This window comes from Rhodococcus sp. 4CII (assembly GCF_014256275.1).
Lineage (GTDB): Bacteria > Actinomycetota > Actinomycetes > Mycobacteriales > Mycobacteriaceae > Rhodococcus_F > Rhodococcus_F wratislaviensis_A.
Map to the genome: position 1 here is coordinate 1,145,820 of NZ_JACCFE010000002.1, position 18,310 is coordinate 1,164,129.

Sequence of the window (18,310 nt, forward strand, 5' to 3'; positions counted from 1 at the left end):
GGCGCAGATCGGGGGCTGACCTGCCCAGGGAGGGTCGGACCACCGACATCCCCCCTGAATCGACCCGACCGGCCGGCATGGTCGTCCCAACATCTGGAACACCTCGAACGGCAGAGCTGCCAGGGTTGCCCGATTCGTCACGATTGCCGAGATGCGCCGCACCTGCACCGTGCGGGAGATTTCTCACATTTCGCCGCACTACTCGAGCTCCCGAGCCGGAGCAGCTACCAAGGTAAGACTCACCTAATCGATGCGTAGCGGGACTGGGTCTACGCAGCCGGCTACCGGCCGTGACTCGCGAACCAGTCGATCAGGCCGGGGTCGTCCACGGCGCTGCGGTCCACCGTGCGCCCGGCGTCCGCGCCCTGGAAGATCCGCTTGAGCGGAACCTCGAGTTTCTTGCCGGTCCGGGTGTGGGGAATGCCGGGCGCTTCGATGATGTCATCGGGCACGTGACGGGGAGAGGCCTGCTCGCGGATTGCGCCGCGGATGCGCTGTTTCAACGCGTCGTCGAGCGTCACCCCGTCCGCCAACACCACGAACAGCGGCATCCAGTATCCACCGTCCGGCAGATCGACTCCGACGACGAGCGCCTCCGCGATCTCCGGCAATTTCTCCACCACCTGATAGATGTCGGCGCTTCCCATCCGAATTCCGTTGCGGTTCAACGTGGAATCCGACCGTCCGTGCATCAGCACCGTCCCGCGATCGGTGATCGTGATCCAGTCACCGTGCCGCCACACACCGGGGAACACCTCGAAATAGGCTTCCCGGTAACGCTTTCCCTCCGGATCGTTCCAGAACGACACCGGCATCGACGGCATCGGCGCGGTCACGACCAGCTCGCCGACCTCGCTTCGCACCGGCCGCCCCGACTCGTCGAACGCGTCGACGGCGACACCCAGACACGGGGCGGACAACTCCCCCGGCCAGACCGGGACGGTGCGCGCTCCCCCGACGAACGCCGACACCACGTCGGTCCCACCCGTGATCGACACGACGGGAACGCGGCGACCGACGTTCTCGGACAGCCACAGCGACGACGACGCCGGCAGCGTCGATCCGGTGACTCCCACCGCGCGGAGCGCGCTCAGATCGTGGTCGCGGACGGGGACCACCCCCGCCTTGTCGCACGCGAGAACATATCCGGGACTGGTGCCGACCACGGTCACACCGAGGCGTGACACCAAGGCCCACAACGCATCCGGCGTCGGATAGGACGGGCTGCCGTCATAGCAGACGATCGTCGCTCCCACCAGCAGACCCGCCGTCTGGAAGTTCCACATCATCCAACTGGGACTGGTGTACCAGAAGAGGACGTCCTCGCGGCCGATGTCGAGCTGGAGCGCGAGCGACTTCACGTGCTCGAGGAGGACCCCGCCGTGCCCGTGCACGATGCCCTTCGGCAGGCCCGTCGTGCCCGAGGAGAACACCACCCACAGCGGGTGGTCGAACGGAACGGCGACCGGCTCGAGGTCGTCGTCCCGCCCGACGGCGTCCGCCCAGGCGATCGCGCCGTCGACGGTCGCGTCCGGGTCTAGATGGGACACGACCACCGTGAGGACCAACGACGGCATTCCGCCGCGAAGCTGGGCGGCCGCCCCGAGCCGATCGTGTGTCTTGCCCGCGAAGCGGTACCCGTCCGCGGTGATCAGTGCCTTCGGTTCCAACTGGCCCAGTCGGTCGAGCGCGGCCGGCGCCGAATAGTCCTGTCCGCACGCCGCCCACACGGCGCCGAGAGACGCCGTCGCGAGGAACGCGACGACGGCCTCCGGAATGTTGGGGAGGTACCCGACGACGCGGTCGCCGACCCCGACACCGTGGTCGCGCAGTGTGGCCGCGAGCGAAGCCACGCGGGACCGCAACTCGTCCCATCCGACAGCGACGTCGGGCACGCCCTCGCCGGCATACCGGATCGCCGCGGTGCCGGGTCGCGCGTTCCGGAAGACGTGGTCGACGTAATTGACGGTCGCCCCGGGGAACCAGACGGCACCCGGCATCGTGGCGTCGGCGAGGGCGGGTCCGGGGTCCGTGGCGGAGCGGAACTCGAAATAGTCCCACACGTCCTGCCAGAAGTCCGCGGGCTCGGCCACCGACCAGCGCCACAGCGACCGATAGTCGTCCACCGTGACGCCGTGGCGCCGCGCGACGAACGCGGCAAAATCGGTGATCACCGCGTCGCGCACGTCGGCTTCGGTGGGCACCCACTGCGGATCGGCTGTCATGGGCACCATCTTCCCCGACAGCGCGGCCGTTCCGCGCTCTTTCGCGCCCCGCACCGGGAACCCGCTACTTCCCCTTCGAGTCGACCTGTGCGCGGCGCAGGATCGCCTCGGCGTGACGCAGCACCGGCGCGTCCACCATCTTTCCCTCGAAGGCGAAGACCCCGCGCTCGTCCGCGACGGCGGCGAGAACCCGCGTCGCCCAGTCGACGTCCTCGGCGGACGGCGCATACGCCTCCCTGATCACCGCGACCTGACTCGGGTGGATGCCGACCTTGATGTCGAATCCGACGGCGACGGCGTCGAGCGCCTCGGCCCGAAGCCCGTCCAGGTCCTTGATGTCGAGGTACACCGAGTCCAGCGCGAGCCGGTGATACCCCTTGGCCGCCAGCAGCGTCGACGAGCGCACCTGGGTGGCGACGTCGCGGTAGCTCCCGTTGTTGCGGCGGCTCGAGTTGCCGCCCATCGCGGCCACGAGGTCCTCGGCTCCCCACATCACGCCGATGGTGCTGGCCGCCAATGCGATCTCGCTCACCGCGAGCGCACCGAGCGGCGACTCGACGAGGGCGATCACCTCGCGCGGCGCCAGCGACAGCACCTGGTCGGCGGACTCACACTTGGCGAGCATCAGCCGGGTGTAGCGGGTGCCGTCGAGTGCCAGCAGGTCGCGTTCGTGGTCTTCGGTGCCGACCGGGTTGACCCGCACCACGGTGCGATCGGGGTCCAGCGGTGTGTCGATCAGGGCGATCCGGGCGGCTTCCTTGTCCGCCGGCGCGACCCCGTCCTCGAGGTCGAGGATCACGACGTCGGCTGCCGCAGCCGCTTTCGCGTACCGCTCGGGCCGGTCGGCGGGGCAGAACAACCAGGCGGGCCCGGGCAGTTCCCAGCTCATGACGGCCTCTTCTGGACGAGGGTTTTACGCACCGCGATCGCGACCACGTCGCCGTTCTGGTTGCGTCCGGTGTGTTCGAGCGTGACGATACCTTCGCCGGGACGACTCTTCGATTCCCGCTTGTCGGCGATCTTCGTCTCCGCATACAGCGTGTCGCCGTGGAAGAGCGGCTTCGGGAAGCTGATCTCCGAGAATCCCAGGTTCGCGACGATGGTCCCCTGCGTCAGCTGCGCCACCGACAGTCCGACCAGCGTCGACAGGGTGAACATCGAGTTGACGAGACGCTCACCGAACTGGGTGCCCTCGCTGTACGCGGCATCGAGGTGCAGGGCCTGCGTGTTCATCGTCAAGGTGGTGAACAGCACATTGTCGGCCTCGGTGACGGTGCGGCCGGGGCGGTGCTCGTACACCGCGCCGAGTTCGAACTCCTCGAACCACAGGCCGCGCTGGACGATCCGGGTCGCGTTGTCGGACTCGGTCACAGTCCCGCCTCCCGCGCGATGAGCATCAGCTGCACCTCGGTGGTGCCCTCGCCGATCTCCAGGATCTTGCTGTCGCGGTAGTGCCGCGCCACGGTGTACTCGTTCATGAATCCGTAACCGCCGTGGATCTGGGTGGCGTCCCGGGCGTTGTCCATCGCGGCCTCGGAGGCGACGAGTTTGGCGATGGCGGCCTGCTTCTTGAACGGCTTGCCCGACAGCATCCGGGCGGCGGCGTCGTAGTACGCCGTGCGCGCGGTGTGGGCGCGCGCCTCCATGCGGGCGATCTTGAACGCGATGGCCTGGTTGTGTCCGATGGGCCGTCCGAACGCCTCACGTTCCTTCGCGTACTTGACCGACTCGTCGACGCATCCCTGGGCCGCACCAACACTCAGCGCGGCGATGGCGATGCGGCCCTCGTCGAGGATCCGCAGGAAGTTCGCGTACCCGCGACCCCGCTCACCGAGCAGGTTCTCCTCGGGTACCCGCACGTCCGAGAAGGTCAGCGGATGCGTGTCGGACGCATTCCAGCCGACCTTGTTGTATGCCGGCTCCGCGGTGAAGCCCGGCGTCGAGGTCGGCACCAGGATGGTGGAGATCTCCTTCTTGCCGTCCTTCGAGCCCGTCACCGCGGTGACCGTGACGAGCTTGGTGATGTCGGTACCGGAGTTGGTGATGAACTGCTTGTTGCCGTTGATGATCCATTCACCGCTGTCGAACTTCGCGGTGGTCTTCGTCCCGCCGGCGTCGCTTCCGGCGCCCGGCTCGGTGAGCCCGAACGCGGCCAGGCTCTTGCCGCTCGTCAGCTGCGGCAGCCACTCCTGCTTCTGCTCCTTGTTGCCGAACCGGTAGATCGGCATCGCGCCCAGCGACACGCCGGCCTCCAGGGTGATGGCGACACTCTGATCGACCTTGCCCAGCTCTTCGAGTGCCAGGCAGAGGGCGAAATAGTCGCCGCCCATTCCGCCGTACTCCTCCGGGAACGGCAGGCCGAACAGGCCCATGTCGGCCATCCCCGACACCACCTCGTACGGGAAGGTGTGGTTGGCGTCGTGTTCCGCCGCGACCGGTGCCACCACGTTCTTGGCGAAGTCGGCGACGGTCTTCGCCAACTGCTGGTACTCGTCGGGAAGCTGGCCGGTGGCAAGGAATTCGGTCATGACGCGTCTTCTTTCGTGTCAGTGGTGTCGGTGTGCGGAGTGACCCGGGCGAGCAGTTGGTCGACCATCACCTGGTCACCGGGTGCGACGAGGATGTCGACGACGCCGTCGACGGGCGCGGTGAGCGAGTGCTCCATCTTCATCGCCTCGACGACGACGAGAGTCTGGCCTGCGGTGACGTGCGCGCCCGCGTCGGCGCCCACGGCGATGACGGATCCGGGCATGGGACTGGTGATCTCGGCCTCGCCGGCGTGCACGTCGCCGGTGCGGACGCTGAGTTCACGGACCTCGCGCAGCATGGTGGTGCCGTCGGACCCGGCGAGCCAGATGTGGCCGTCCGTCTGCGCCACCCGGTACGTTTCGCGCCGGCCGTCGATCACCACGGACAGTGTGGTTCCGTCGAGCGACGCCGTCAGCGAGAGGGTGTCGCCGTCCTCGACCTGCGCGGTGGCGTCGGTCGGGCTGCCCGTGATCCGGACGTGGTCGGTGCGGGTGGCCGACGACAACCGGATGCTGGTGGGCGCGGGAACCCCGACCCGCCAGCCGCTCGGGACGTCCCACGGGTCGGACTGCGCGCGGTCGGGCCAGCGCTGCACCCACCGGAATGCGGCAGCGGCGATGAGGGCGGCATCGGTGGCCTCCGCGGCGGCGAAGTCCTCGAGCCGCCGGTCGAGCAGACCGGTGTCGAGGTTGCCCGCCACCACGTCGGGGTCGGCGAGCAGGAAACGCGCGAACTCGATGTTGGTGACCACTCCCAGCACCCCGGTCCCGGCCAGCGCCCGGTCCAGTTTCCGCAACGCGCCTGCGCGGTCGTCGGCGTGAGCGATGACCTTCGCCAGCATCGGGTCGTAGTCGCTGCCGACCACCGTCCCGGCCCGCAACCCGGAATCGACGCGGACACCGGGGCCGGCGGGTTCGACCACATCGGCCACGAGTCCGCCGGTGGGGAGGAATCCGCGACTCGGATCCTCCGCGTAGACACGCGCCTCGATGGCGTGACCGGTGAGGGTGACGTCGTCCTGGGTGAAGCCGAGCGGCTCACCGGTGGCGACCCGCACCTGCCACTCGACGAGGTCGAGTCCGGTGACGAGTTCGGTGACGGGGTGCTCGACCTGCAACCGGGTGTTCATCTCCATGAAGAAGAACTCGTCGGGCTTGTCGGCGGAGACGATGAATTCGACCGTTCCCGCTCCGGAGTAGTCGACGGAGCGCGCCGTGTTGCAGGCAGCCTCGCCGATCCGGGCGCGGGTCGCTTCGTCCAGCAACGGCGACGGCGCCTCCTCGATGACCTTCTGGTGGCGGCGCTGCAGGCTGCACTCACGCTCGCCCAGGTGCACGACGTTCCCGTGGCCGTCCGCGAGGATCTGCACCTCGATGTGCCGGGGCCGCAACACGAATCGTTCCAGGAACAGTGTGTCGTCGCCGAACGCCGACGCCGCCTCGCGCCGTGCGCTGCGCAGCGCTTCGGCGAGTGCGCCCGGCTCCTCCACCAGACGCATGCCCTTGCCGCCGCCGCCTGCCGACGGCTTGACGAGAACGGGGTAGCCGATGTCGCCTGCGGCCGCGATCAGTTCGTCGTCGGACAGGCCGGGGCGGGCGATGCCGGGGACGACGGGCACGTCGAACTTCGCCACCGCGTTCTTGGCGGTGATCTTGTCGCCCATCACCTCGATGGCGTGCGAGGACGGGCCGAGGAACGCGATGCCGGCGTCCGCGCAGGCACCGGCGAACTTGGAGTTCTCCGACAGGAACCCGTAACCGGGGTGGATGGCCTGCGCGCCGGTTGCCTGCGCCGCCGCGATCACCTTCTCGATCACGAGATAGCTCTCCCGCGCCGCGGCCGGTCCGAGCAGCACGGCGGTGTCGGCCTCGCGCACGTGCCGCGCGTCCCGATCGGCTTCGCTGAAGACGGCGACGGAACGGATGCCCATGGCGCGCAGGGTGCGGATCACGCGCACCGCGATCTCGCCGCGGTTGGCCACCAGGACGGTATCAATCCGAGTCATTTCAGTCATTCCACTCACATCCGGAAAACGCCGTAGGAGACCGGTTCGACCGGTGCGTTCGCACACACCGAGAGCGCCAGTCCGAGAACAGTTCTGGTATCGGCGGGATCGATGATGCCGTCGTCCCACAGCCGGGCCGTCGAGTAGTACGGGTTACCCTGCGCCTCGTACTGCTCGCGGATCGGCGCCTTGAACGCCTCCTCGTCCTCCGCCGACCACGGGTTGCCCGCGCTGTCGAGTTGCTCGCTGCGCACCGTGGACAGCACCGACGCCGCCTGCTCCCCGCCCATCACGGAGATCCGCGCGTTCGGCCACATCCACAGGAACCGCGGCGAGTACGCCCGCCCGCACATCGAGTAGTTCCCGGCCCCGTAGGAGCCGCCGATCACGACGGTCAGCTTCGGGACCCGGGCGCAGGCGACGGCGGTGACCATCTTCGCGCCGTGCTTGGCGATGCCGCCCGCCTCGTAGTCGCGACCGACCATGAATCCCGCGATGTTCTGCAGGAACAGCAGCGGAATCGTGCGCTTGTCGCACAGCTCGATGAAGTGCGCGCCCTTCATCGCGGACTCGGCGAACAGCACACCGTTGTTCGCGATGATCCCGACCGGGTGGCCCTCGATGTGCGCGAAACCGGTGACCAGGGTCTTGCCGTATTCGGCCTTGAACTCCTGGAACTCGGCGCCATCCACGATCCGGTCGATGACCTCGTGGACGTCGTACGGGGTGCGCGGGTCGGTGGGGACCACCTCGTAGAGGTCGGTCTGCGGCGCCGACGCGGGGACAGTGGAGATGACGTCCCACGGACGCTCGGCGCGCGGGCCGAGGGTGGCGACGATGTTTCGCACGATCCGCAGCGCGTCCTGATCGTCCTCCGCGAGGTGGTCGGTGACACCGGAGACCTTCGAGTGCAGGTCGCCGCCGCCGAGTTCCTCCGCGGTCACGACCTCGCCGGTGGCGGCCTTCACCAGCGGCGGGCCACCCAGGAAGATGGTGCCCTGGTTGCGGACGATGACGGCCTCGTCGCTCATGGCGGGCACGTATGCGCCGCCGGCGGTGCAGGAGCCGAGGACCGCCGCGATCTGCGGGATACCGGCCGCGCTCATCGTGGCCTGGTTGTAGAAGATGCGCCCGAAGTGCTCGCGGTCGGGGAACACCTCGTCCTGCCTCGGCAGGAACGCGCCGCCGGAATCGACGAGGTAGATGCACGGTAGCTGGTTCTGCAGCGCGATCTCCTGCGCCCGCAGGTGCTTCTTCACCGTCATCGGATAGTAGGTGCCGCCCTTGACGGTCGCGTCGTTGGCGACGATCACGCATTCCCGGCCGGACACCCGGCCGATGCCGGCGATGACGCCCGCACCAGGGCAATCGTCGTCGTAGAGGCCGTTCGCCGCGAGCGGCGAGATCTCGAGGAACGGGCTGCCGGGATCGAGCAGTGTGTCGACCCGGTCGCGGGGCAGGAGCTTGCCTCGGCTGACGTGCCGCTCGCGCGACTTCTCACTGCCGCCGAGGGCCGCGACTGCCAGCCTCGACTTCAGCTCGTCCACCAATTTCGTGTGCTCTGCCCGGTAGCCCTCCCGTGCAGTCGTTCCGCCCAGTGCCATCCTGCCGCCTTCTCGTATTGACGCGCGTGCCGAGTGAGTTAATACTCGATAACTGAAACTAAGATAACTGTGATTAACTGAGTTGTCCAGACCACACCCGAAAAGAGCAACGCGATGACCACAGACGTCGACGACGCCGGGGCGCCGATCCCGTCAACGGACGGCGCCGGGGCACCGATCACGCGCCGGGAGCAGATGAAGGCGGACCGTCGCCGCCAACTGCTCGACGCCGCCGCCCGCCTGATCGCCGAACGAGGATTCGTCGGCGTCCGCCTCGAAGATCTCGGTTCCGCCGTGGGAATCAGCGGACCCGCTGTGTACCGGCACTTCCCCAACAAGGACGCCGTCCTCGTGGAACTGCTCGTCGGAATCAGCACGCGACTGTTCGAGGGCGGGTCGCTGGTGGTCGCCGAAGCCACCTCTCCCACGCACGCCCTCGAGGGTCTCGTCGACTTCCACCTGGACTTCGCGCTCGGGGAACCCGACCTCATTCGCATCCAGGATCGAGACCTGGAGAGCCTGCCTGCCGACGCCCGCCGGGAGGTCCGGCAGACGCAGCGGCGCTACGTGGAGATCTGGGTGAAGGTGCTTCTGCAGGTGGACGCTTCACTGGACGAGACGGATGCCCGCACCAAGGCACACGCCACGTTCGGGCTGATCAACTCGACCCCGCACAGCGCCGATCCGACGACACCCGCGCGCACCCGGAAAGTGCTGCGCGACATGACGCTTCTGTGCCTGCGCCCGTGACTCACGGGCGCAGCATTACACTCGCTTCTTGCTTGTCATCGCGGTGTACCCGAGCGTCAGCACGGCCGCGGCAGCGATGCTGATGATCCACCGGATCCAGTCGATCCCGCCGGTGTTGCCCTTGCCGAGGAGTCCCTCCCACACCCAGTACCCGATCAGCGCACCGATGATGCCGAGGACGACGGTGATGACCCACCCCATCGCCTGCTTGCCCGGAATCACGAGACGCGCCAGGACGCCGATGACCGCACCGAAGATGATGGTGCCGATGATGTTGCCGACCATGGCCCTTGTCCTCTCAACACGCAATTCATGGTGCGAGCGGAAGGTCACCGCTCCTTTCGAACATAACCACCTGGACACCCGCTCGACAGGGCTTCGGCAAATCGTTGCCAAAAGGTTCATGCGGACGTATCGCTGAGAACCCTCTGCGGTCAGCGGATGCCCTGTCTCCGCAGGGCCACGGACACGGCGGCGGCCCGGGTGTCGACACCGAGTTTCGCGTAGATGTGCGCGAGGTGAGTCTTGACCGTCGCCTCGCTGATGAACAGTGCCCGGCCGAGTTCCCTGTTGGTCATGCCCGTCGCCAACAGGGTCAGCAACTCGGCTTCCCGCGGCGTCAGAGCCTCCTCGGGGCGCTGCATCTGCTGCAGGAGTCGCGACGCGACGGGGGGCGACAACACACTCTGCCCAGCTGCCGCGCTGCGGACCGCGGCGAAGATCTCCTGAGGTGTCGAGTCCTTCAGGAGGTATCCGATGGCGCCGGCGTCGACGGCGCGCACCACGTCGGCGTCGGTGTCGTACGTCGTGAACACCAGCACCGGCACGTCCGGATCGACCTGCCGGATGCGTCGGATGGCCTCCACCCCGTCGATGCCGGATCCGAGGGCCAGATCCATCGTCACGAGCCGCGGACGGGCCTCCGTCACCGCATCGATCGCCTCCTCGCCCGTGCCTGCCTCGGCGATCACGTCGATGTCCGGTTGCGAATCGAGAAGGGCGCGCAGCCCGGCCCGGACGACGGCATGGTCGTCGACCAGCAACACGGTGACGGTCGTCATTCCGCGATTCCTCGCGCGCACGGTATCTGGGCGGCCACCACGGTGCCGTCGCCCGGGGCACTCTCGACGGTGAACGTTCCGCCCAGTTGCTCGACGCGCCTGCGCATCGCACGGAGACCGTATCCGCCGCGGGCCGACGGCGACCCTGCCGGTGCAGGATCGAATCCGGTGCCGTCGTCGAAGATGTCCAGCGCCACCGCATCCGGCAGATACGTCAGTGTCACTCCGACCGTCTCGGCGTTGGCGTGCCTGGCGATGTTGGAGACCGCGCTCTGGGTGATCCTCAGCAGCGCGTGCGTCACCTCCGCCGGAATCGCGATCGGAGTGCCCACGACCCGGAGTTCCGCCCGGGGATGGTGGGTCCGGGCCGCGGCGAGCAGCGCCACGTCGATCGGCTGGGATTCGAGGTGGGGCGAGGCGAGATGGTGTACGAGACTGCGTGTTTCGGCCAGATTCTCCCGCAACGTCCCGGTTGCCGCACGAACGTCTTCGCGCGCCCGCGACTCCGTCCGCGGATCTGCCTGCGCCCAGATCTGGTCGGCCGCCTCGAGCCGGAGCAGGCTGCTCGTCAGTCCCTGCGTCACGGTGTCGTGGATCTCGCGGGCGAGGCGTTCGCGTTCGGCGAGCGCTCCCGCCGCTCGCTCGGTCTCCGCGAGCCGCGACCGGGTGTCCGCGACCTGGCGCAGCAGACGCACCCGCTCCCGGCTGTCCCGCTCGATCTGGCTGTACGCCATGACGATCAGCGCACCCGTGCACAGCGGACCCACCAGCACCGCCCACTCGGTGCGCCCGGAGAAGGTGAAGAATGCCAGCGACGTCAGGACGGCGAGCACGCCGACGACCGGGTACGCGATCCGGCTCGGGTAGGCGCGCGTGCACAGGAAGAACATGGGAAAGGCGCACCAGGCGAAACTGGGGGCGAACCAGACGAGCACCGCCCACGTCGTGAGCACGGGCACGACCCAGGGTTCCCACGCCCCGTCTCGTCGCGCCACGACGGCGGTGAGTGTGTACAACGCGGCGAGTGCGACGATCAACGCAGTTACCACGACGAATCGCCCACTCACACCGTGGTACGTCAGATACCGAACCGTCGACGTCGCGAGGAGGACGTAGAAGGAGATATGGATTGCGGTGGCGAGCGGGCCGCGCAGGCTCGCGCCGGCCGACCTGTCCACTCCGTCCGCGGGTGTCGTCACGCCGATGAATGCTACGGACCTCCGGCGGGTCGCGGATCCACCGTTCGGATGATCTCCCGGCGCCGCACGGATGAGCCCGGGAGCGCCGTCGGCCCGATGTCGTCGTCGGTACCGCCGGGCCAGGCTGGTCACGTCAGCCGTCACTCCCCGAAAGGCCTACCGATGCGCACCTCCCACCGCCTGCCTCGCGTTCTGGCGATCACCATCCCGCTCGCCGCGATCGTCGTCACCTCGGCCTGCGGCACCTCCGCGACCGACGAGGCCGCGGTGACGTCCACTCCGGTCGCGGCCGCCTCCGCACCCGTCCCGATCGACGACGCCGCGAGCGGTGTCGTGACCCAGAACCGACTCGGGATCGCCGCCGCGCAGACCGCCGCACAGGCGGCCCTCGCGAGGTGCCAGTCCGACGGACTCGGCTCCGTCTCCGTGTCGGTGGTCGATCGTGCCGGCAACGTGCAGGCCCTGCTGCGCGGGGACAATGCCGCCCAGCACACCGTCGAGGCGGCCCGGCAGAAGGCCTACACCGCTGCCGCGTTCGGCGCGAACACCAGCGACCTGAGCGATCGGGCCAAGGGCGACGGCGCGACGGTCGCCGACCTTCCCGGCACACTGTTCCTCGCCGGCGGGGTGAGTGTGAAATCGGCGAGCGGGTCGATCGCGGGTATCGGCGTCGGCGGCGCCCCCGACGGCATGCGGGACCAAGCCTGCGCGGCCGCCGGTCTCGACGCGATCGCCGGCGCTCTGGGTTGACGAGCCGCCCCGTGCCCGAACTCGAGCACGCACTGTTCGACGCCGTCGCCCGTGACGACGCGTCGGCGGTGCGCGGCCGGCACGCCGTCGCGGTCCTGCTGCAGCCCAGGGGACGGGGCGGGTCAGATGCGCCCGAGCAGGTCGAGGGACTGCTCGCGCATCTCGACCTTGCGTACCTTGCCCGTCACGGTCATCGGGAACTCGTCGACGACGTGCACGTACCTCGGGATCTTGTAGTGGGCGAGTTTGCCGGTGCAGAATTCGCGGACCTTCTCCGCGTCCAGGGGTTCGGTGTCTTCCTTCATCCGCACCCACACCATCAGTTCCTCACCGTACTTCGGGTCGGGCACCCCGATCACCTGAGCGTCCAGGATGTCGGGATGGGTGTACAGGAACTCCTCGATCTCCCGCGGGTAGACGTTCTCCCCGCCGCGGATCACCATGTCCTTGATCCGCCCGGTGATCGCGACGTACCCGTCGGAGTCCATCACCCCGATGTCGCCGGTGTGCATCCACCGGCCGGCGTCGATCGCCTCCGCCGTCTTCTCCGGGTTGTTCCAGTACCCGAGCATCACCGAGTACCCGCGGGTGCACAGCTCCCCCGGCTCCCCCCGCGAGACGGTCAAACCCGTTGCCGGATCCACGATCTTGACCTCCAGATGCGGACCGACCCGGCCGACCGTCGACACCCGCTGATCGATCGTGTCGTCGGCCCGGGTCTGCAGCGACACCGGCGACGTCTCGGTCATCCCGTAACAGATCGACACCTCCGCCATCCCCATCAACTCGATGACGTGCTTCATCACCTCCACCGGGCACGGCGACCCGGCCATGATCCCGGTCCGCAGACTGGACAGGTCGAACGAGTCGAAATCGTGCACGGCGAGTTCGGCGATGAACATCGTCGGCACCCCGTACAGCGACGTGCACCTCTCCGCCTCGACCGCCTGCAGCGTCGCCACCGGATCGAACGACCGGCCCGGGATCACCATGGTGGCGCCGTGACTGGTGCACGCCAGGTTGCCCATCACCATCCCGAAGCAGTGGTAGAACGGCACCGGAATGCACACTCGGTCCTGCTCGGTGTAGTGGCACAACTCGCCGACGAAGTACCCGTTGTTGAGGATGTTGTGGTGACTGAGCGTCGCCCCCTTCGGGAACCCGGTTGTCCCCGAGGTGTACTGGATGTTGATCGGGTCGTCCGCGGACAACGCGGCCTGCGCCGCGGCCAGCCGGGCCGGATCGGCGGCGTGGGCGGCCGCACCGTCCGACGCCAGCCTGCTCCACTCGGCGCTGCCCAGCAGCACCACCGTCTCGAGGTCGGGGCACTGCGGCCGGACCTCCTCGATCATCGCCGCGTAGTCGGACGACTTGAACTGCGGAGCCGACACCAGCAGCCGGATCCCGGCCTGATCGAGCACATACTGCAACTCGTGTGCCCGGTAGGCGGGGTTGATGTTGACCAGGATCGCCCCGATCTTCGCGGTCGCGTACTGGATCAGCGTCCACTCCGGGCAGTTCGGCGCCCAGATCCCCACCCGGTCACCCTTGACGATCCCCCGCGCCAGCAACCCCGCCGCCACGGCGTCCACGTCGCGGGCCAGTTCCGCGTACGTCCACCGCCGCCCCGAGGGCCGGTCGACAAGGGCGTCACGGTCGGCGTGGGCGGCCACCGTCCGATCGAAGTTGTCTCCGATGGTCTCACCCAGCATCGGGGCGTCCCACACGCCGTGGGTGTAGCTGGGAAGCGGGGTTGTCATCGCTGTTCCTCTCCAGGAACCCGTTCGGGCGCCTACGGGACGGGCGGGCCCGAAGGCCCTTCCGCGGTCGAACTTACTCTTGGTTGACGTGATCCAGGGCATAGTGCGCGACGAGGGGCGCCGATAACTGTGCGGACTTCGGACACCCCTCGCCGACGGAGTCAGAGTGCGTCGTCTTTCGTCTCCACCAGGGCTTTCGTGCACAGCAGGCTCACCACACCGAGGACGGCGAGCAGAACGCCGATCGCGGCGCTGCCGTACGCGGATGCCAGGGGTGCGGCGATCAACGGCGGCACGGCGCCGCCGAGCACGCCGGCGAGGTTGTAGCCGAGGCCGGCGCCGGTGTAGCGGTACCGCGTCTGGAACATCTCCGGAAGCAGAGCGCCGCAGGGGCCGTAAGCGATTCCGAAGATCGCGAGCGTGACCATCACACCGATCGTGAAGGCAACGGGTGAACCGGTGTCGAGCAGAGGGAACAGCGCGAGCGCCCATACGACGGCCAGTCCGCAGGAGATCATGATGACCCGCCGGCGCCCGATCCGGTCCGAATACAGCGCGGAGACGACGATCGTGAATCCGAAGACGACTGCGGAGGCGATACCGACCGTCAGGACGAAGGGACGGCTGAACCCGAGGGTCTTGGTGCCGTAACTGGTGAGAAATGCTGTGCCCATGTAGAAGAACGCGAACAGCGTGGCGAGGGCGCCGGCGGAGAGGAGGATCTCCTTGGTCTGGTACCGCCACGCGTCCATCAGCGGGAGGGTGCGCGGGGCCGTGTCGGCACGGCCGGCCTGCTGGGCGGCGCGGAACACCGGTGTCTCCTCGATCGCCAGGCGCATGTAGAGACCGATTCCCACCAGGACGGCACTGAACAGGAAGGGAATCCGCCACCCGTAGTCGAGGAAGACCTCGTTGGTGTCGCCGAGGAGGGTGCCGGTGACGAGGAAGGTGGCGCTGGAGAGGACGAACGCCACAGCGGGACCGAGCTGCGGGAACATCGCGTACAGACCACGCTTGCCCGGCGGCGCGTACTCCGCGGTCAGCAGGGTTGCGCCGGCCCACTCGCCGCCGACGGCGAATCCCTGGCCGAAACGCAGCAGCACCAGGAGGATCGGGGCCGCGACCCCGATCGTCGCCGCCCCGGGCAGCAATCCGATCAGGAAGGTAGAGACGCCCATCAGGATGAGCGTAGAGATCAGGGTCTTCTTGCGTCCGATCCGGTCACCGTAGTGCCCGAACAGCATGGCGCCCACCGGCCTGGCGACGAACGCCACGGCGAACGTCGCGAAGGACGCGACCGTCCCGGCGGTGGAACCGAGGGCGGGAAAGAACACCGTGGGAAACACCAGGGCTGCCGCGGTGCCGTAGATGAAGAAGTCGTAGAACTCGATGGTCGTGCCGATGCCACTCGCGATGGCGACCTTGCGGACACTGGTACCGCCTCGGCGCACCGGTGTGGGGGCGTGGGGTACGCCCTCACCCGACGTGGAGACTGTGGTCACTCGATTCCTCCGTGGTCCGTGGGAACGCCCTGGTGGGCGTATCCGGGATGGAAGGAAAGGTAGTGATCCGGCTCACTGTGTCACCACCCCCGAAATGGGGGGTGGTGACACGTGTCACGTCATTCGGCGGTGCCGGACGCCCCCAGCAGTTCCCTGCGCAGCTCGGTCCACACGGTCGCGTACGAGTCGATCACCGGCTCGGAAATCCACTTCGACTCCCCCGCAGCCGCTTTCGCCAAAGCGTCGGCGAACAGGTCCTGATAGCGGGACAGCCGGGGCACGAACGCCGACAGGTCGTCGAACACGACGGACGCGCGACGGTCCAGATCCGCCAGCTGCTCGGCATCGGCCGTGTCGATCAGTCCGACGAACTCCTCGTGGAATGGCACGAAGCTCTCGTAGACCTCCGCGATGGAGTCCTCGTCGATGGACACCCGCTCGGCGTCGAGCTGATCCTCGAGCTCCGCCAGCCCGGCGTCGGTGAGCCCGATTCGGCCGTCCGAGACTTCCTGCGCCTTGCCCTGGGCGAGCAGCGCGTCGTAGGCGGCCTGAGCGGACGCGGCACTCACACCGAGGTGCTCGGCCAGAACACCGGCACTGACCTGCTCTTTCAACCGGACCGCCTGCAGCAGGGCCAACTCGTCCACATTGCCAGCGAAGGCCATAGATCTCTCCTCGTCACACCCCGTCCAGGGCGGTTCTCCGCAGGCCCGGTCGGACCTGCCGCCCTTTAGATAACACGACTACAGTTCGAGGATCTCCGAGGGGGCTGCCAGCGCATCCGCACGGGAAGTGTCCTTCAACTCCACTCCGGACCGGCCCAATTTCCTGGCGCCGGACACGAGACCCGCCACGACGCGGGCGGCGAGTTCGTAGCCGAGCCCCTCGGGTGGGTGGATGTTGGACACGCAGTTCCGGTCCGCGTCGGTGCGTCCGGGACGCGGGAGGTGGGTGAGATAGACACCGACGCTGTCTGCCACCGACAGTCCCGGCCGCTCCCCGATCATCAGGACGAGCGTCTGCACGCCCAGTGCCTGCGCGATGTGATCTCCGAGCGCCACCCGGGCCTGGGTCGCGATCACCGGTGGTGCCAGCGAGTACGTTCCGCCGAATTCGTCGACCAGCGCGGACAGCAGCGACACCCCGTGATCGGTGAGCGCCCGGGGCGACAACCCGTCGGCGAGGACGAATCCCACCTCGGCGGTTCCCGCGGGAACTGCGGACAGGTCTGCGGGCGTGCGACCGAGGTCGGGCCTGCGGAGGTATTCGCTCCGATCCGACGCCTGACTCGTCACGACCACCGGCTTCCCGAGGCCCACCGCCTCGACCTGCTCGGCCAGCGCCTGCGCGTCGAGCGGTTGGTGGACGGCGTCGCGCGCCGCGGCGTGCGCCGACCGGAATTCGAGGACGCGCTGCGTGGGGAGGGCGTCGCCGGTGCGGCCGAGACCGATACGCGCCTGCGTCGTGGCCCGCAGTTCCGCCCAGAAGTCGTGCACCACAGGATCGCTCATCGTGCTCCCGTCAGCGCGCGAAGGGGCGATGCCGCGGCATCGACCGGCAGGACCCGGCCCGCGTCGTCGACCATGCCGAGCCGGCGCATCCACTCCTCGAATTCCGGCGCCGGCCGCAGTCCGAGCACTTGGCGGGCGTACAGCGCGTCGTGGAACGACAGACTCTGGTATCCGAGCATGACGTCGTCCGCGCCGGGCACCGCGATGACGAAGGCGGCGCCCGCGACACCGAGCAGGGTGAGCAAAGTGTCCATGTCGTCCTGGTCGGCCTCGGCGTGATTGGTGTAGCAGACGTCGACGCCCATCGGCAGGCCCAGGAGTTTTCCGCAGAAATGGTCCTCGAGCCCGGCCCTGATGATCTGCTTGCCGTCGTACAGGTACTCCGGTCCGATGAACCCGACCACCGTGTTGATCAGCAGCGGTTCGAGATCGCGGGCCACCGCGTACGCCCGGGTCTCCAGAGTCTGCTGGTCGACGGGCCTGCCACCCGTGCCGAGGTGAGCGCCCGCGCTGAGCGCCGAACCCTGCCCCGTTTCGAGGTACATGACGTTGTCGCCGACGGTTCCGCGTTTCAGCGACCGGCCGGCCGCGTTGGCCTCACGGAGCAACGCGATGTCGACACCGAAGCTGGAATTGGCGCCCTGCGTTCCGGCGATGGACTGGAACACCAGGTCGACGGGAACGCCTTCCTCGATCAGTCCCATCGTGGTCGTCACGTGCGACAGCACGCACGACTGCGCGGGAATGTCGAAGCGCTGCCGGATGTCGTCGAGCAGATGCAGGAGTTCGGCGGTGGCGTGCGGCGAATCGGTGGCCGGGTTGATACCGATGACAGCGTCGCCGCAACCGAGCAGCAGTCCGTCGAGCGTGGCGGCCGCGATTCCGCGCGGGTCGTCGGTGGGATGGTTGGGCTGCAGCCGGGTGCCCAGGTGCCCGGGCACACCGAGCGTCGTCCGAAATCCGGCGGTGACGGTGACCGCCCGCGCGACCGCGATGAGGTCCTGGTTGCGCATGATCTTGCTGACCGCCGCGACCATCTCCGGCGTGAGGCCCGGGGCGACGCGGCGGAACGTCTCGGCCGCGCCGTCCCGCGCCGCGACATCGAGCAGCCAGTCGCGCAGGCCGCCCACCGTGAGGTGAGAGATCTCGCCGAACGCGACCCGGTCGTGCGAGTCGATGATGAGCCGGGTGACCTCGTCGTCCTCGTAGGGCACGACCAGTTCGTTCAGGAACGTGCCCAGTGGGACGTCGGCCAGCGCCCACTGCGCCGCAGCGCGTTCGGCATCCGAGGACGCCGCGCATCCGGCGAGTTCGTCACCGCTGCGCAGCGGCGTCGCCTTCGCCATGAGGTCGACGAGGCCGTCGAACGTGTATCCGGTTCCGGCTATCCCGTGGCTGTAGGTGGTCATTGGGA

Annotated in this window: 16 protein-coding genes; 2 read left to right on the plus strand and 14 right to left on the minus strand. The window is 68.3% G+C overall.

The window, feature by feature from the left end; genetic code table 11:
* Window positions 1-281: 281 nt before the first annotated feature.
* From H0B43_RS06225 to H0B43_RS06250, 6 genes are all read right to left on the minus strand, one after another.
* Window positions 282-2,225 (minus strand): acetoacetate--CoA ligase, encoded by a 1,944-nt coding sequence (locus H0B43_RS06225; RefSeq protein ID WP_185728850.1) that lies wholly within the window; start codon window positions 2,223-2,225, stop codon window positions 282-284.
* 64 nt (window positions 2,226-2,289) lie between these two features.
* The gene (locus tag H0B43_RS06230; protein ID WP_185728849.1) at window positions 2,290-3,114 is read right to left on the minus strand and encodes a CoA ester lyase; all 825 of its coding nucleotides are present in this window, start codon (window positions 3,112-3,114) and stop codon (window positions 2,290-2,292) included.
* Window positions 3,111-3,596 carry a MaoC family dehydratase gene (locus tag H0B43_RS06235; RefSeq protein ID WP_185728848.1) on the minus strand — a complete coding sequence of 162 codons (486 nt, stop codon included), beginning with the start codon at window positions 3,594-3,596 and terminating at the stop codon, window positions 3,111-3,113. Before H0B43_RS06235 ends, H0B43_RS06230 begins: the two co-directional genes overlap by 4 nt.
* Window positions 3,593-4,753 carry an acyl-CoA dehydrogenase family protein gene (locus tag H0B43_RS06240; protein ID WP_185728847.1) on the minus strand — a complete coding sequence of 387 codons (1,161 nt, stop codon included), beginning with the start codon at window positions 4,751-4,753 and terminating at the stop codon, window positions 3,593-3,595. Before H0B43_RS06240 ends, H0B43_RS06235 begins: the two co-directional genes overlap by 4 nt.
* Entirely contained in the window at window positions 4,750-6,759 is a 2,010-nt protein-coding gene (locus tag H0B43_RS06245; protein ID WP_185728846.1) for an acetyl/propionyl/methylcrotonyl-CoA carboxylase subunit alpha, read from the minus strand. Before H0B43_RS06245 ends, H0B43_RS06240 begins: the two co-directional genes overlap by 4 nt.
* 14 nt (window positions 6,760-6,773) lie before the next feature.
* Window positions 6,774-8,363 carry a carboxyl transferase domain-containing protein gene (locus H0B43_RS06250; RefSeq protein ID WP_185728845.1) on the minus strand — a complete coding sequence of 530 codons (1,590 nt, stop codon included), beginning with the start codon at window positions 8,361-8,363 and terminating at the stop codon, window positions 6,774-6,776.
* 114 nt (window positions 8,364-8,477) lie between these two features.
* On the opposite strand from H0B43_RS06250, the gene H0B43_RS06255 reads away from it, so the two are divergent.
* The gene (locus tag H0B43_RS06255) at window positions 8,478-9,113 is read left to right on the plus strand and encodes a TetR/AcrR family transcriptional regulator (protein ID WP_185728844.1); all 636 of its coding nucleotides are present in this window, start codon (window positions 8,478-8,480) and stop codon (window positions 9,111-9,113) included.
* A gap of 15 nt (window positions 9,114-9,128) precedes the next feature.
* Here H0B43_RS06255 and H0B43_RS06260 read toward each other — a convergent pair whose 3' ends face one another.
* From H0B43_RS06260 to H0B43_RS06270, 3 genes are all read right to left on the minus strand, one after another.
* Window positions 9,129-9,398, minus strand: a complete 270-nt coding sequence (locus tag H0B43_RS06260) for a GlsB/YeaQ/YmgE family stress response membrane protein (RefSeq protein WP_185728843.1) — start codon at window positions 9,396-9,398, stop codon at window positions 9,129-9,131.
* A gap of 149 nt (window positions 9,399-9,547) precedes the next feature.
* Complete coding sequence (locus H0B43_RS06265; protein WP_185728842.1) at window positions 9,548-10,174, minus strand: response regulator transcription factor; 627 nt, start codon at window positions 10,172-10,174, stop codon at window positions 9,548-9,550.
* Complete coding sequence (locus tag H0B43_RS06270) at window positions 10,171-11,373, minus strand: sensor histidine kinase (RefSeq protein ID WP_185728841.1); 1,203 nt, start codon at window positions 11,371-11,373, stop codon at window positions 10,171-10,173. The genes H0B43_RS06265 and H0B43_RS06270 overlap by 4 nt, the downstream gene beginning before the upstream one ends.
* Before the next feature lie 162 nt (window positions 11,374-11,535).
* Between H0B43_RS06270 and H0B43_RS06275 the strand changes: the two genes are divergently transcribed.
* Entirely contained in the window at window positions 11,536-12,123 is a 588-nt protein-coding gene (locus H0B43_RS06275) for a heme-binding protein (RefSeq protein ID WP_185728840.1), read from the plus strand.
* 122 nt (window positions 12,124-12,245) lie between these two features.
* On the opposite strand, the gene H0B43_RS06280 is transcribed toward H0B43_RS06275, so the two are convergent.
* The 5 genes from H0B43_RS06280 to H0B43_RS06300 form a co-directional block, all read right to left on the minus strand.
* Window positions 12,246-13,883 carry an AMP-binding protein gene (locus H0B43_RS06280; protein WP_185728839.1) on the minus strand — a complete coding sequence of 546 codons (1,638 nt, stop codon included), beginning with the start codon at window positions 13,881-13,883 and terminating at the stop codon, window positions 12,246-12,248.
* A 161-nt stretch (window positions 13,884-14,044) separates the two neighbouring features.
* The gene (locus H0B43_RS06285; protein WP_397517487.1) at window positions 14,045-15,385 is read right to left on the minus strand and encodes an MFS transporter; all 1,341 of its coding nucleotides are present in this window, start codon (window positions 15,383-15,385) and stop codon (window positions 14,045-14,047) included.
* Between the two features lie 119 nt (window positions 15,386-15,504).
* Window positions 15,505-16,050, minus strand: a complete 546-nt coding sequence (locus tag H0B43_RS06290; RefSeq protein WP_185728838.1) for a hypothetical protein — start codon at window positions 16,048-16,050, stop codon at window positions 15,505-15,507.
* 78 nt (window positions 16,051-16,128) lie between these two features.
* On the minus strand, window positions 16,129-16,896 hold the full coding sequence (gene eutC / locus H0B43_RS06295; protein ID WP_185728837.1) for an ethanolamine ammonia-lyase subunit EutC: 768 nt from the start codon (window positions 16,894-16,896) through the stop codon (window positions 16,129-16,131).
* Window positions 16,893-18,305, minus strand: coding sequence for an ethanolamine ammonia-lyase subunit EutB (locus tag H0B43_RS06300; RefSeq protein ID WP_185728836.1), 1,413 nt, complete (start codon window positions 18,303-18,305; stop codon window positions 16,893-16,895). The genes eutC and H0B43_RS06300 overlap by 4 nt, the downstream gene beginning before the upstream one ends.
* Window positions 18,306-18,310 lie beyond the last annotated feature (5 nt).

What these genes read in the sequence shown, in the direction of transcription:
- H0B43_RS06225 (WP_185728850.1), bottom strand. Translation starts at nt 2,225, where the DNA reads ATGACAGCCGATCCGCAGTGGGTGCCCACCGAAGCCGACGTGCGCGAC.
- H0B43_RS06230 (WP_185728849.1), bottom strand. Translation starts at nt 3,114, where the DNA reads ATGAGCTGGGAACTGCCCGGGCCCGCCTGGTTGTTCTGCCCCGCCGAC.
- H0B43_RS06240 (WP_185728847.1), bottom strand. Translation starts at nt 4,753, where the DNA reads ATGACCGAATTCCTTGCCACCGGCCAGCTTCCCGACGAGTACCAGCAG.
- H0B43_RS06245 (WP_185728846.1), bottom strand. Translation starts at nt 6,759, where the DNA reads ATGACTCGGATTGATACCGTCCTGGTGGCCAACCGCGGCGAGATCGCG.
- H0B43_RS06250 (WP_185728845.1), bottom strand. Translation starts at nt 8,363, where the DNA reads ATGGCACTGGGCGGAACGACTGCACGGGAGGGCTACCGGGCAGAGCAC.
- H0B43_RS06255 (WP_185728844.1), top strand. Translation starts at nt 8,478, where the DNA reads ATGACCACAGACGTCGACGACGCCGGGGCGCCGATCCCGTCAACGGAC.
- H0B43_RS06260 (WP_185728843.1), bottom strand. Translation starts at nt 9,398, where the DNA reads ATGGTCGGCAACATCATCGGCACCATCATCTTCGGTGCGGTCATCGGC.
- H0B43_RS06265 (WP_185728842.1), bottom strand. Translation starts at nt 10,174, where the DNA reads ATGACGACCGTCACCGTGTTGCTGGTCGACGACCATGCCGTCGTCCGG.
- H0B43_RS06275 (WP_185728840.1), top strand. Translation starts at nt 11,536, where the DNA reads ATGCGCACCTCCCACCGCCTGCCTCGCGTTCTGGCGATCACCATCCCG.
- H0B43_RS06280 (WP_185728839.1), bottom strand. Translation starts at nt 13,883, where the DNA reads ATGACAACCCCGCTTCCCAGCTACACCCACGGCGTGTGGGACGCCCCG.
- H0B43_RS06290 (WP_185728838.1), bottom strand. Translation starts at nt 16,050, where the DNA reads ATGGCCTTCGCTGGCAATGTGGACGAGTTGGCCCTGCTGCAGGCGGTC.
- eutC (WP_185728837.1), bottom strand. Translation starts at nt 16,896, where the DNA reads ATGAGCGATCCTGTGGTGCACGACTTCTGGGCGGAACTGCGGGCCACG.
- H0B43_RS06300 (WP_185728836.1), bottom strand. Translation starts at nt 18,305, where the DNA reads ATGACCACCTACAGCCACGGGATAGCCGGAACCGGATACACGTTCGAC.